The sequence below is a fragment of the Hymenobacter canadensis genome (genome assembly GCF_027359925.1).
In the GTDB taxonomy this organism is placed as follows: Bacteria; Bacteroidota; Bacteroidia; order Cytophagales; family Hymenobacteraceae; genus Hymenobacter; species Hymenobacter canadensis.
On the sequence record NZ_CP114767.1, the window covers coordinates 3,555,605 to 3,568,803 of the forward strand.

Consider the following 13,199-nt stretch of genomic DNA (forward strand, 5'->3'; position numbering starts at 1 on the left):
TCATGGTTGCCTGCCTACTCAGCCACTCAGCTACTCTTCCGTACCTTTCCTCTCCGAACCTTTACCTGTTTCTGTGGACCTGACTGCCCTTTCCAACAAACTCACGGCCGCCCTCGCCGAGCTGCACTACGGCGACCAGCCCACGGCCCTCTACGAGCCCATCCGCTACATCATGGCCCTTGGTGGCAAGCGCATCCGGCCGCTGCTCACGCTGCTGGGCGCCCAGCTCTACACCGATGCCCTGGACGTGGCCCTGAAGCCCGCCCTGGCCGTGGAGGTGTTCCACAACTTCACCCTGCTCCACGACGACATCATGGACCAGGCCCCGCTGCGCCGCGGCCAGCCCACGGTGCACGAAAAGTGGAACCCCAACGTGGCCATCCTGAGCGGCGACGTGATGCTGGTGCGGGCCTACGAGCTGCTGTTTGACATGCCGCCCGCCCTGCTGGCGCCCATGCTGCGCCGCTTCTCCCAGACGGCCGCCGAGGTGTGCGAAGGCCAGCAGTGGGACATGAACTTCGAGACGGAAACCCAAGTCAGCATCGACCAGTACGTTGACATGATCCGGCTGAAAACGGCCGTTCTGCTGGGCTTCGCGCTGGAGCTGGGCGCCCGGCTCGGTGGCGCTTCCGAGGAGGATGCTGAGCACCTGCGCCTGTTCGGCGAAGGCATCGGCATAGCCTTCCAGCTCCGCGACGACCTGCTCGACGTGTACGGCGACGCCGCCACCTTTGGTAAGCGTGTGGGCGGTGACATCCTTAGCGACAAGAAAACCTTCCTGCTGCTCACGGCCCAAACCCAGGCCAACGACGCGCAGCGCGCCCAGCTGGCCCGCCACATCGGCCAGCCCATCTCGAATGCCGACGCCAAGGTGCAGGCCGTGCGTGCCCTCTACGACGAGCTGGCTATCCGCCCCCAGACCGAGGCCCGCATCAACCACTACTTCGAGGATGCCTTGCAGCATCTGGACCGCGTGAGCGTGCCAGCAGCCCGCAAGGAGCCCCTGCGCCATCTGGCCCTGCAGCTGTTGGAGCGCGAAAGCTAGGCTATCGGTTTGTGGCGCGGACTTCAGTCCGCAGCCCCTCCGCGTAGGCAATTGGCGCAGTATACATGGTCTGCGGACTGAAGTCCACGCCACGGCCATACAAACCACGGCTTTTCCGGCCCCTCAGCGTCTTCCGTGCGCTCTACCGGGCTAGGAAGTTCCAGAGGCGGCTTTCGGTTGCCTGACGCGCCTTAAACGCGCTTATTTCCTCTTCTATTCCTCCCGCATGTCCTTTCTCAACCCCATTCTGATCCTGATAGCCCTCACGGCCGGCATTTCGATGTACGCGTGGTCGAACCGCGCGCTGCTCGATGGCTGGATTCTGAGCCCCTACCTGATGCAGCAGCGGCAGCAGTGGTACCGGTTCCTCACCTCCGGTTTCCTGCACGCCGACCTGACCCACCTGCTGTTTAATATGTTTGCCTTCTATTCGTTCAGCCCCATCGTGCTGCGCCAATATGTGGTAAACTTTGGAGTGGGAGCGGGCATTGGGTTCTTTCTGCTGCTGTACCTGGGCGGCATCATTCTGTCGTCGGTGCCCACGTTTTTCCGCCACCGCAACAACCCAGGTTACCACAGCTTGGGGGCTTCGGGCGGGGTATCGTCGGTGGTGTTTGCCAGCGTGCTGCTGTTTCCGGTGGCACCGGGCGGCGGCGGCATCTACATCTTCCCGCTCCCGATTCCCATCCAGCCATTCGTGTTCGGACTTCTCTACCTGGCGTATTCCTACTACATGAGCCGCCGCAGCGCCGACAACATCAACCACGACGCTCACTTTTATGGCGCTTTGTATGGTGTGCTGGTCACGCTGGCTCTGCTACCGTCATCTGCCCTCAATTTTGGGCAGCAGGTGCAACTGTATTTAAGTAATATATTGTAAATCAATGACTTGTAAAATTTATATTCTGCCACGTATATCTATTCTGAGTGGCAACCCGTAAACGGGCTTCAAACACACTCTCTACTCCCATGAACAAACTCAAAACTCTTTCCCGCCGCCTGCCGGTCGGGATGCTTTCCCTGGCCATGGCCTTCTCGCTGCTGCTCAGCAGCTGCGCCGGCCGCAGCAGCAATGGCAACGTCACCATCTTCGGGGTGTTCTACATCATTCTGGCCGTAGCCGCTTTCCTGAGCCTGATCAAGCAGGACTGGTCGACGGGCAAGAAGATCATCTGGGGCCTGATCATCTGGTTCTTCCCCTTCGGTGGTTCCATCATCTACTTCCTGTTCTCAGGTCGTCGCTAGTTTCAGGCAGCGTTTGTAAGTGAAAAGCCCCGGCACGGTTTCGTGTCGGGGCTTTCTGTTTGCGGTGGGCTGCGGTTTAACTACAAGCCTTTCAGGAGCCGTTGCTTCTCCAGCCGGGCTACGTGCTTCAGCAGCTCTCCCGTGTTGGTGATTTCCTTTACCTGCCAATGGTCGCCCTGGTTACGCATCTTCAGCTCCACCACCAGCGTGGTGTCGTACTTGGGCTGCGTGAACTCCAGGCCTACCAGCGCCTGCTCGCCCTGCTCGGTCACGTACTTAATGTCCTTGAACTGGCTGTCGGAGCTTACTACTTTGCCTGCCAGCCCCAGCACCGACACGTTTACCAGCCGGTCGGGCGCGGCGGCGGCGGCCGCTTCCACCGAACCGGTTTCGATGTAGCGCTGCAGCTCCTGGCGCGCCGATTGGGCCAGCTGAGGTTTCAGCAGCCGTAGGGCGCCCTTAAACATCATGCCGCCCGGGTTCAGCAGCCCCAGCGCCGAGCCCTGGCTGGTGACCTGATCCACGAGGTTGCCCGTCACGCTGCTCACGTCTACGTACCGCTCAAAGTCGGCCATGTCATGAGTGCGCACGGCATTGGCGGCCTGCATCAGCGCGTATTTGGGGCTTGCCTTTAGGCTTTGATAATAGAGATACCCGCCGACGGCCAACGCCGCCAACACGACCAGAAGAATCAATCGTTTCATAGAAGAGGGAAGAAGTTACCAGCGAAAATACTGGATTCAGCTGGTCTTTCGCGGTACGGTCGGCCCCGGCATGCGGGCGGCCGGCAGCTATTCGGGCGGGCCCTGCGTACTGCCCCGTATGCCTACTTCCCACGCTTCTTTAGCCCACCCCGAGGTACACGGCCACCGGGGCTGCCGCGGCCTTTTTCCCGAGAATACGCTGCCCGCTTTCCTGCACGCCGTGCGACTGGGCGTGACCGTGCTGGAACTGGATGTGGTGCTGTCGGCCGATGGGCAGGTGGTGGTGTCGCACGAGCCCTGGATGAGCGCCGCCATCTGCCTCGACCACGCCGGCCAGCCTATCCCGGCGGCCACCCAGCAGCAGCACAATCTCTATCGAATGCCCTACGCCCAGATCCGCCGCTACGATTGTGGGCGGCGGCAGCACCCGGCTTTTCCGGCTCAGCAAAACCTGCCGGCGCACAAGCCGCTGCTCCGCGAAGTAGTGGCCGCCACCGATCAGCTGGCCCGGGAGCTGGGCCAGGCACCGCCCCGTTTCAGCCTGGAAGTGAAGAGCGAGCCGGCCGGCGACAACCTGTTCCATCCGGCCCCGCCGGCCTACGTAGCGGTGGTCCTGGCCGAGCTGTGCCGCCTGGATCTGGAGCGCCGCACCACGCTCCTGTGCTTCGACGTACGCATCCTGCAGGAGGCCCGGCGCCAACTGCCGGGCCTGCCGCTGTGCCTGCTCGTGGAAGACGAAGTACCCCTCACCGAACACCTGCTGCAGCTCGGTTTTGTCCCGGAAGTATATGGCCCGTGCCACGACTTGGTGACGCCGCAACTGGTAACCGAAGCCGCCCAGGACGGCCTGCTACTGGTGCCCTGGACAGTGAATGATCCGGCCGATATGAGGCGCCTGACAGCCCTCGGTGTAGCCGGTATCACCACCGATTATCCCGACCGATTACTGCAGCTGTATACCCAGGCATAGTAACCACAGGTGCCTATGGACGGCACAGGCGTAGCCGAATCTGGTAGTGAAGGAGAAAGAGCACCTGTAGCAACTTGTTACAGGTGCTTTTTGCTTGTAATAACCCTCTCAACGCCCATACAATGCACTTTTCTGCAATGCCAGGAATAATACTGTAACACTGTAAAGATGTTACAGTGCATAATATGTAAAGTGTAAAATGTGCAATAATGTAACAAGTGTACAATCAGCATGTATCATGTAACGCAACTGTATTTGTCTCGTCAGTATTGTTAAATGAAACACAATTGTCATATTTACATACCCAGCAAAACACGAAACGTTACTATGCCACATCAAGGCGAAATACTCCAGGAGGCCATCAAAAACAGCGGTATTTCCATCACACGTATTGTGGATGGACTGGGTATTACACGGCCTACCATCTACCGTAAATTCAAGGAAGAGACACTTGATTACGGATTTGTAAAGAAGGTAGGAGATATTATCGGACACGACTTTTCCAGCGACTTTACAGTTGTTCAGCAAGTGTCTTTGCCGTTTGTAACACAACGGGCTGATGTTACAGCTTTGCCCATTGTAACAAATAGAGATGCTTCTGTATCACAACCTGAGCCAGATACCGCTAAACAGCTTTTAGCTCTGCAGACCAAGTACATTTCCCTGCTGGAAGCCTATAATGAACTACTGTTGAAAGTGTATGGGCCTAGGTGACAAAATTGTTCCACGTGAAACATTTTTGTCTGTATTACGGTAGGATTTTAACCTCAAGCCTACAGGTGGGAGAGCTGAAAGCAGGAGGGAAGATGGGTGGGGCTGCAGGGCTCTGAAGCACAAAAAGCAGCGGGGCGCAGCAGAGTAAATCTGCTGCGCCCCGCTGCTTTTATTAGTTCTCTGCATGGTGAGAGAGGAGCGGGCTAATAGCTGATTTGGCACCGCTCATTCTCCAGCATATGGAGGAGGCTGTCGGCGTGCATGCCGGTTCGGGCATCGTTGAATTGGCGGAGGTATTGGGCGTTGAACTCCCGCCGCTTGATGGCTTCCACGAACCGTCGGGTGTCGTCCGGCGTTTCGAGCAACAGGCCCGGTACCGGAGTCGGACGGCCTTCGTCGTCCTTGGCCACCATCGTGAAGTAAGAGGTGTTGGTGTGCTTCACGGTGCCGGTTCTTACGTCTTCGGCAATGACCTTGATGCCGACCAGCAGCGAGGTGCGACCCACGTAGTTTACCGAGGCCAGCAACGACACCAGTTCTCCCACGGCCACCGGTTGCAGGAAGTTCACCCCATCGACACTGACCGTGACGCAGTAAGTGCCCGCGTGTTTGGAAGCCGCCGCGTAGGCGACCTTATCCATGAGCGAAAGCAGGATGCCGCCATGGATCTTGCCGCCGAAATTGGCGTACGAGGGAATCATGAGCTCGGTGAGCGTAACCCGGGAATATGACACGGGTCGAAAGTCGGGAAGAGGGTAGGGGAGCATAGGCACAGCAAGTGGAGGGAGAAACATTCCGGCAGTAGCATTGCCGGACCTGTGCAAGGTAAGAGGGCTTGCTAGGTCAGGACACAATGCGGTATGCCTGCCGCTATGCCTAGCCTCAGGTAGCGGAACAGCCGGGCCAAAGCGGGAACCGGCAAGCCGCACAGCCGTAGCAAAGCCAAGTTGCGGAGAAGCTCCGGTCTGATGACTCTTTCAGCCGTCGGTTCGGTGGTGGAATGCACGAGGTGGCTGCGGCTGTCAAGGCGGGCCATGTACGCCTGCGACGACCGGTCCGACGGCTTGAAGGTGCCGCCAAACTGGAGCCTTTGCCAGTGGCCGCCGCATCATCCGCCGCTTGTTTCAGCTAAGCTGGTAGGCAAGGTGAGCTAGGCTGCGCACTGCGATGTCGGATGATATGCTCAATAAATGCTGGTACAAGCCGCGCGCTCGGAGAGAAGCCTGATAAAGCAGAGGTGCGCAGCCGGGATGCGAAGTGCTTATAGGAACACAACTTCTTTGATAACGGCTTCGCCTACCTCGTCATTGATGAGCTGCATCACGCGGGTCTTGGCCATCACCAGCTCATGCTTGAGCGGGGCCGAGGAAAGCCGCACGAAGAGCTTGCCGTTGCTTACGTACACTTCCTGCGTCTTTAGGGCCACGGCCTTTCCCATCACCTTCTCCCAACTGCCAACTACCGTTACTTCGTTGAGCTTGCCCTGCAGGCGGTAAGCCTTCAGCAAGGCCTGGATGCTGTCTTTCAAAGACACAATATCGGCACGACGTGAGTTTTCGGAGTTGCTAGGTTTCTTCACGTCGGTGCGGTATAATGATGCGCGAAAGATACTGCCGCGCGCAGCGAAGCAGCTCCCAAAGGTACGATGCCCTGGCGCGGCTTACACCGCCCGCACTGTACCGCCTTCCACCCGAAACCGATTGATCTGCTCGGTGATACTGGCCAGCGCCAGATCGGTGCGGTCGAGGTGAGTGTCGGTCAGAAAGATCTGTCCGAAGGTATGGTCGGCGACCAGCTGTAGGAGCCGCACAATGCGCTTCTCGTCCAGCCGATCGAAAATGTCGTCGAGCAGGAGCAGAGGTTTCTGCTGGTTGCGCGCCGCCAGGATTTCAAACTGCGCTAGCTTCAGCGCAATGACGTAGGACTTCTGCTGGCCCTGCGAGCCGTAGCTCTTCACCGGCAGCCCGTCCATCAGAAACACGAAGTCGTCTTTATGCGGGCCGGCAGTGGTGCGCTGCAGCGCCAGGTCTTTGCGCTCCTGAATCCGGAGCAGTTTGGCGAAGTCGGTTTCGGGCAGCTCACTCTTATAGGTGAGCAACACCTGTTCGCGGCCGTCGGCCAGCAGCTGGTAGTGGCGCTGGAAGAGCGGCTCGAAGTCCAACAGAAACTGCTGGCGGGCGGCTACCAGCTGCAGGCCCAGCGGCACCAGCTGCTCGTCCAGCACCAGCAGGTAGTCCCGGTCGTAACCACCCTGGCGCTCGGCAGCCAGCTTGAGCAGCGAGTTGCGCTGCCGCAGAATATGGTTGTAAGAAATGAGCAGCTCTAAGTAGGCGTGGTCTAGCTGCGAGATGAGGCTGTCGAAATACTTGCGCCTCTCCTCGCTGCCCTGCCGGATCAGGTCGGTGTCGTAAGGCGAAATGAGCACGGCCGGGTAGCGGCCGATGTGGTCGGCTATTCGGTCGTAGGGTTGCTTATTGCGCGACACCGCCTTTTTCTGCCCGGCCCGCAAGCTCACCTGAATGGTCTCCGACTCAGTTGCCGGGGTCGCCGCATCGGTGGGCTGGAAGCGGCCCTTCACCACAAAGAATTCTTCACCTTGCTTGATGCTCTGGGCATCAACCGAGGTGAAGGCGCTCTTTGTCAGGGAGAGGTAATGAATGGCGTCGAGCAGGTTAGTCTTGCCGCTGCCATTGTCGCCGATGAAGCAATTGATGCGGGGCGACAGGCGTAAATTCGCTTCGTCGTAGTTTTTAAAGAACAGAAGCTGCAGGCTTTCCAGTATCATGCGCGGGGTTCGGAATTGCAATCATTTTACGTACTTTCGCATCCCAAACGCGAACAACTGAAAGCAAGATGGCGGAGACGAAAGTAAAGGCTGCCCCCAAGGCTTCCAACTCGGTGAAGAAAACGCCGACCCAGAAAGCCGTAGCCAAAAGCGACGCGGTTACCAAAACGGTAACCCAGCCTGATCCGGTGTTGCCGCCCGCTAACGGCGCGGCTCCTGCCGCTACGAAAAAAGGCGGCAAGTCGGCGAAAGCCGCTGGTTCAGCCAAGCCGAAGTTTTCCAAGGAAATCTACATGCGCTGGTACGAGCAAATGCAGCTCATGCGCAAGTTTGAGGAGAAAGCCGGCCAGCTATACGGGCAGCAGAAGATTAAAGGCTTCTGCCACCTCTACATCGGGCAGGAAGCCTGCGCCGCCGGTGCCGTTTCAGCCCTGACCAAATCCGATAAGTGGATTACCGCTTACCGCGACCATGCCCACCCGTTGGCCCTGGGCACCTCGCCCGACGCCATCATGGCGGAACTGTACGCCAAGGCCACCGGCTGCTCCAAAGGCAAAGGCGGCTCGATGCACATCTTCGACAAGGAGGTGAATTTCATCGGCGGCCACGGCATCGTGGGCGCGCAGGTGCCGATGGGTGCCGGCATTGCCTTCGCCGAGAAATACAACAAGACCGGCAACGTGTGCATCTGCTACATGGGCGACGGTGCCGTGCGCCAGGGCGCCCTGCATGAAGCCTTCAACATGGCCATGCTCTGGAAACTGCCCGTCATCTTCGTGGTGGAAAACAACGGCTACGCTATGGGCACCTCGGTGCAGCGCACTTCCAACGTGACGGAGCTCTACCACATCGGCCGCGGCTACGATATGCCGTCGGAGCCGGTGAACGGCATGAGCGTGGAAGACGTGCACGACGCCGTGGCCCGCGCCGCTGAGCGCGCCCGCGCCGGCGAAGGCCCCACGTTCCTGGAGTTCAAAACCTACCGCTACAAAGGCCACTCGATGAGTGACCCGGCCAAGTACCGCACCAAAGACGAGCTGGAAGATTACCGCTCGCGGGACGTCATCGAATCGGTGCGCCACACCATCCTCACCAACAATATGGCTACCGAGGACGACCTCACGGCCATTGATGAGAAGATCAAGGCGCAGGTGCTAAAGTCGGTGGAATTTGCCGAAACGTCTCCCTATCCTACTGCCGACGAGCTCTACAAAGACGTGTACGTGCAGCAGGATTATCCTTACATCCGCGACTAGTTCTGCCGCGAGCCTCCCCAGGTTTCGGCCCTCGTTTTCCAGTTACTTCTCATGTCGAAGATTCCTTACACGGGTAAAACACCCGGCGCCCGTCAGCCTCAGCAGCCCGTATCGGCCGATCCGCTAGGACAAGAAACCTATGCCACGGAGCACCCGATGCTGGAAGACCCGGACGCGCTGGCCGTGCGCCTGGCCGACTCGGAGAATTTCCTGCGCCGCAACAAGAACGTGCTGCTAGGCTTGCTGACGGTAGTGGTGCTGGCCATTGTGGGGGCGTTTGCCTTCTACACCTGGCGGGCTTCGCAGGACACCAAGGCGCAGGCCGTGATGTTCCAGGCCGTGAACTACTGGGAAGCCGACTCGCTGCAGAAGGCCATGAAAGGCGACGGCCAGAACCCGGGCCTGGAGACGGTAGCCAACGAGTACGGCGGCACTAAGGCCGGCAACCTCGCCAACTTCTACGCCGGTGTGGCCGCCCTCAAGCAGGGCCAGTACAAAGCCGCTGCCGACTACCTCGAAGACTTCTCTTCCGACGACCTGCTGGTGCAGGCCCGCGCCTACTCGCTGCTCGGCGACGCCAACCTGGAGCTGAACAAGCCCCAGGAAGCCGCCGACTTCTACAGCAAAGCCGCCAACCACAACGCCAACGAGCAGTTCACGCCGGTATACCTGCTGAAGGAAGCCACCGCCCGCGAGCTGGCCAAAGACACGGAAGGCGCCCTAAAAGCCTACGACCGCATCATCACGGAGTATCCGGCTGCGTTTGAGGTGAACGAGGCCCGCCAGTATAAGGCGCGCGTGGAAGCCATGAGCGGTAAGTAGAATCGCAGCTTTTGCAGAGTAAACGGATTGCACAGCTAGCAGAGGAAAGGACGGTCCGGTACCGTCCTTTCCTTTTTAATGTTTCCTGAGCGGCTCTGATTGTTCTGCGTTCTGCGTGTTCCAGTCTAGGCCAATCAGCCAGCCCGTCTTTAAATCTGTGTCATCCCCTTTAATCTGCAACATCCGCGATTTATGGCAACTGCCCTCAAAAACCTGAGCGACTACAACTCCGACCACTTCATCGACATTTCCGACAAACGGTTCGGGTTGGTAGTGGCCGAGTGGAACCGCGAAATCACAGACACCCTTGCGCAGGGCGCCTACGACACGCTCATCAAGCACGGCGCCAAGGAAGAGAATATCTTCCGCAACACGGTGCCCGGCAGCTTCGAGCTGACGTTGGGCGCGCAGCTGCTGGCCCAGCACGAGCAGATTGACGCCGTCATCTGCCTGGGCGTGGTCATCAAGGGCGAAACCAAGCACGACGACTACATCTGCCACGCCGTGGCCAGTGGCATCACCAACGTGGGCCTCAAGTTCAATAAGCCGGTCATCTTCGGGCTGGTGACCACCAACACGCTGGAGCAGGCCTGGGACCGGGCCGGTGGCAAGCATGGCAACAAAGGAGTGGAAGGCGCTGTGGCCGCCATTCATATGTTGAGCTTCTGAGGCCAGGGCGCGGGAGCGCTCGAAAACCAACCTGCCACCAAGTGATTGTCAGACAAAAGCGTAGCTTTGCGCCCGAAAAAGGCGGCAGGCACAAGTGCTTTCCGGCAAATACCGCCTACAGCCTGGACTTAGTGATAAACTAATTTCTGTAGCCAGCTGTTAGCGCAAGCATCTGGACGGAGGCCCGCTGCTTTCATCGCCGCATCTTCTCTCTCCCATTTTTAGTTTACTTTTTCTGACCCCGACATGAGTGACGAAACCATACGCTATTCCAGAGAAGATTTGGCTGAATTCGAGCAGATCATTCAGGATAAGCTGACCGCCGCCCGCAAAGAAGTATCCTTCATTAAGGAAACGCTGAGCCGCAAAAACGATTCGGGTACCGACAATACGGCTTCGTCCAGCAAGGTGCTGGAAGATGGCGCTGATACGGCCGAAAAGGAAAGCCTCAACCAGCTGGCGTCGCGTCAGATGAAATTCATCCAGCAGCTCGAAAATGCGCTGGTGCGCATCAAGAACGGCACCTATGGCGTGTGCATCGGCACCGGCAAGCTGATTCCGAAGGAGCGGCTGCGCGCCGTACCGCACACCCAGCATTCGATTGAAGCTAAAATGGCCCGTCGCGACTAGTTCCGACGGTTGTACTACCAGCGCCCGGGTTTTCGGCCGGCCTTCCTCCTGCAGGAAGTCAGGCTGTGAGCCCGGGCACTGTTTTCTGGTTGGGTTAGTTGTTATCGGGACCCAATCGGTTATCTTCCTGATACATCTGTTTTCACCTGTACCGTAGCGATACGGCACTCATCCTTGCAACCATGGGCAAGAAGCACAATTCCGGCAATCCAGCCGGCGGCCGCGGCCGCTCCGACCGTCCTTCCAGCAGTGCTGGAGGCTCAGGCTTTTATCAGAAATTCTCCGCTCCGCGCGGCGCGGGCAGTGGCTCGGCCGGCGACAGCCGCCCACCGCGCTTCGGTGGCGACCGGGACCGTTCCGGCGGCCGCTCCGGCGATGCGCCCCGCGGCGACTCCTCCTCGCGCCCTTCCTTCGGGCGCGGCCCTGCTGACCGCACCGGCGGCAGCGGCTTTGGTGGCCCCAAGAAATTTGGCAGTGGCGGCGGCAGCTTTGGCCGCAGCAACGAAGGCGGCTTCGGCGTCAACTCCCGCCCCCGCGACACGAATGGTGGCGACAGCCGCTCCTTCGGCAGCCGCCCTTCAGGTGGCCGCGACTTCGACCGTGGCGGTTCGCGCCGGGAAGACAATCGGAGCGGTGGCTTCGGAGCTTCGCGTGGCAGTAACGATGACCGCCGTAGTGGTGGCTTCGGCGGTGGCCCGCGCCGCGACAACGACGACCGCCGCAGTGGCGGTTTCGGAGGTGGCGGCAACCGCCGCGACGATGACCGCCGCGGTGGCTTTAATGCCCCGCCCCGCCGCGACAACGACGAGCGCCCGGTACGGCCGTTTGAGCCGCGCAAAACCTGGGACGGGCAGCCCTACCGCCAGGAAGGCCGCGCGGCAGTGCCCCGTGGTACGGCCGGCGAGCGGAACCGCAAGTTTGTGAAAGCTGACCCCAACCAGCCTGCAGCCCCCACTGGCTACACGCCACGCCCGGCTGCCTCGGAGCCTACCCCCCGGACCGATGACGCCAACGACCAGGGTCCTGACCGCGCCATCCGGCCGGCCCGGGCCTTTGATTTCCGCAGCCGCCCCGAGGGCCTCGACAACGAGCGCCCGGTAAGCCCGCGCCCCGAGCGTGACGCCGACTTCGGCGACCGGCCGCGCGGCGCATTCGGCGACCGTCGGGAGTCGGGCTTCAAGCCCCGCAGCACCGGCGAGCGTCCGGCTTTCGGCAACCGCAGCTTCAACGACCGCAAGGAAGGTGGCTTCGGTAACCGGGATGCTGCTGACCGCCGGGAGCCAAGCCGGGGTGCTTCTGACGCCAACCGCGACGCCCGCCCGTATGGCACGCGTCCGGAACGGGCAGCGCCCAAACGCTTCGGCCACGATGCCTCCACGCCCAACCGCGCCGACAAGCTGAAGCGCGGCGAAGTGGCAGGCCAGGCACCCGACTACAAAAACCTCAAGCACTACGAGGACGACAAAAGCCGCGGCAACAAGCGCCGCCGCGAAGAAGAGCAAGACGTGAAAGGCGATGAGCTGCGCCTGAACCGCTACATCGCCAACGCCGGCGTTTGCTCGCGCCGCGAAGCTGACTCGCTGATTGCGGCCGGCGAAATCAAGGTGAACGGCGAGGTGGTGACGGAAATGGGCTACAAAGTGCAACCCACCGACACCGTGCAGTACGGCAAAACCAACCTCAACAGGGAGAAACTGGTGTACGTGCTGCTCAACAAGCCCAAAGACACCATCACGACCACCGAAGACCCCGAAGGCCGCCGCACGGTGATGGATCTGGTGAAGGAGTCGTCGAAGGAGCGCATCTTCCCGGTGGGCCGCCTTGACCGCAACACCACGGGTCTGCTGCTGTTCACCAACGACGGTGAGGTGGCGCAGAAACTCTCGCACCCTTCGCACCGCAACAAAAAGATCTACCAGGCTGAGCTCGACAAGCCGCTCACCGAGGAGCATCTGGGCATGATTGCGGCCGGTATCGAGCTGGAAGACGGTAAGGCCGAAGTGGACGACGTGGCCGTAGTGGCCGGCAACCCGCACTTTGTGGGCATCGAAATCCACATCGGGCGCAACCGGATTGTACGCCGCATCTTCGAGTTCCTCGGCTACGACGTGGTGTCGCTGGACCGGGTGCAGTACGCGGGCCTGACCAAAAAGGACCTGCCGCGCGGCAAGTGGCGCTTCCTCAACGAGAAGGAAGTGATTCGCCTGAAGTATTTCATGTAATACGCAACCGCTGACCAGCGGTGTGGCTCTTAGTGGCGGGATGATGCGCGAACGATAGGAGAGAGGAGGCTGTTTTGCCGGCATTAGCTGCCCGGCCCAACGGCCCGCCTCGCCTCCTACGGTGCGCATCGTCCCGC

Annotated in this window: 14 protein-coding genes; 10 read left to right on the forward strand and 4 right to left on the reverse strand. The window is 60.0% G+C overall.

Annotation, left to right across the window (positions count from 1 at the left end):
* The first annotated feature begins 73 nt into the window (after nucleotides 1-73).
* The 3 genes from O3303_RS15225 to O3303_RS15235 all read left to right on the forward strand — a co-directional run bounded on the left by O3303_RS15225 (nucleotide 74) and on the right by O3303_RS15235 (nucleotide 2,290).
* Nucleotides 74-1,045 (forward strand): polyprenyl synthetase family protein, encoded by a 972-nt coding sequence (locus O3303_RS15225; RefSeq protein WP_269559246.1) that lies wholly within the window; start codon nucleotides 74-76, stop codon nucleotides 1,043-1,045.
* Nucleotides 1,046-1,271: 226 nt separating this feature from the next.
* Nucleotides 1,272-1,925, forward strand: a complete 654-nt coding sequence (locus tag O3303_RS15230) for a rhomboid family intramembrane serine protease (RefSeq protein ID WP_269559247.1) — start codon at nucleotides 1,272-1,274, stop codon at nucleotides 1,923-1,925.
* A gap of 89 nt (nucleotides 1,926-2,014) precedes the next feature.
* Nucleotides 2,015-2,290, forward strand: coding sequence for a PLD nuclease N-terminal domain-containing protein (locus O3303_RS15235; protein WP_269559248.1), 276 nt, complete (start codon nucleotides 2,015-2,017; stop codon nucleotides 2,288-2,290).
* An 80-nt stretch (nucleotides 2,291-2,370) separates the two neighbouring features.
* Here the strand turns inward: O3303_RS15235 and O3303_RS15240 are convergent, their stop codons facing one another.
* The gene (locus tag O3303_RS15240; protein WP_269559249.1) at nucleotides 2,371-2,994 is read right to left on the reverse strand and encodes a DUF2939 domain-containing protein; all 624 of its coding nucleotides are present in this window, start codon (nucleotides 2,992-2,994) and stop codon (nucleotides 2,371-2,373) included.
* A 118-nt stretch (nucleotides 2,995-3,112) separates the two neighbouring features.
* On the opposite strand from O3303_RS15240, the gene O3303_RS15245 reads away from it, so the two are divergent.
* Both O3303_RS15245 and O3303_RS15250 read left to right on the forward strand, forming a co-directional pair.
* Nucleotides 3,113-3,964, forward strand: coding sequence for a glycerophosphodiester phosphodiesterase family protein (locus O3303_RS15245; protein WP_269559250.1), 852 nt, complete (start codon nucleotides 3,113-3,115; stop codon nucleotides 3,962-3,964).
* Between the two features lie 327 nt (nucleotides 3,965-4,291).
* Nucleotides 4,292-4,678, forward strand: a complete 387-nt coding sequence (locus O3303_RS15250; protein WP_269559251.1) for a helix-turn-helix domain-containing protein — start codon at nucleotides 4,292-4,294, stop codon at nucleotides 4,676-4,678.
* 203 nt (nucleotides 4,679-4,881) lie between these two features.
* Here O3303_RS15250 and O3303_RS15255 read toward each other — a convergent pair whose 3' ends face one another.
* From O3303_RS15255 to recF, 3 genes are all read right to left on the reverse strand, one after another.
* Nucleotides 4,882-5,379 carry an acyl-CoA thioesterase gene (locus O3303_RS15255; RefSeq protein ID WP_269561921.1) on the reverse strand — a complete coding sequence of 166 codons (498 nt, stop codon included), beginning with the start codon at nucleotides 5,377-5,379 and terminating at the stop codon, nucleotides 4,882-4,884.
* A gap of 560 nt (nucleotides 5,380-5,939) precedes the next feature.
* The gene (locus O3303_RS15260) at nucleotides 5,940-6,257 is read right to left on the reverse strand and encodes a DciA family protein (protein ID WP_187317093.1); all 318 of its coding nucleotides are present in this window, start codon (nucleotides 6,255-6,257) and stop codon (nucleotides 5,940-5,942) included.
* Nucleotides 6,258-6,338: 81 nt separating this feature from the next.
* A complete protein-coding gene (gene recF, locus O3303_RS15265) occupies nucleotides 6,339-7,463 on the reverse strand; it encodes a DNA replication/repair protein RecF (RefSeq protein ID WP_269559252.1) in 1,125 nt (374 codons plus the stop codon).
* A gap of 293 nt (nucleotides 7,464-7,756) precedes the next feature.
* On the opposite strand from recF, the gene pdhA reads away from it, so the two are divergent.
* The 5 genes from pdhA to O3303_RS15290 all read left to right on the forward strand — a co-directional run bounded on the left by pdhA (nucleotide 7,757) and on the right by O3303_RS15290 (nucleotide 13,062).
* Nucleotides 7,757-8,719, forward strand: coding sequence for a pyruvate dehydrogenase (acetyl-transferring) E1 component subunit alpha (gene pdhA / locus O3303_RS15270; RefSeq protein ID WP_269561922.1), 963 nt, complete (start codon nucleotides 7,757-7,759; stop codon nucleotides 8,717-8,719).
* A gap of 51 nt (nucleotides 8,720-8,770) precedes the next feature.
* The gene (locus O3303_RS15275) at nucleotides 8,771-9,541 is read left to right on the forward strand and encodes a tetratricopeptide repeat protein (protein ID WP_269559253.1); all 771 of its coding nucleotides are present in this window, start codon (nucleotides 8,771-8,773) and stop codon (nucleotides 9,539-9,541) included.
* 192 nt (nucleotides 9,542-9,733) lie between these two features.
* Entirely contained in the window at nucleotides 9,734-10,210 is a 477-nt protein-coding gene (gene ribH / locus O3303_RS15280) for a 6,7-dimethyl-8-ribityllumazine synthase (protein WP_269559254.1), read from the forward strand.
* Nucleotides 10,211-10,456: 246 nt separating this feature from the next.
* Nucleotides 10,457-10,840, forward strand: a complete 384-nt coding sequence (locus O3303_RS15285) for a TraR/DksA family transcriptional regulator (protein ID WP_044015125.1) — start codon at nucleotides 10,457-10,459, stop codon at nucleotides 10,838-10,840.
* A 182-nt stretch (nucleotides 10,841-11,022) separates the two neighbouring features.
* Nucleotides 11,023-13,062 (forward strand): pseudouridine synthase, encoded by a 2,040-nt coding sequence (locus O3303_RS15290; RefSeq protein ID WP_269559255.1) that lies wholly within the window; start codon nucleotides 11,023-11,025, stop codon nucleotides 13,060-13,062.
* The last annotated feature ends 137 nt before the right edge of the window (nucleotides 13,063-13,199 follow it).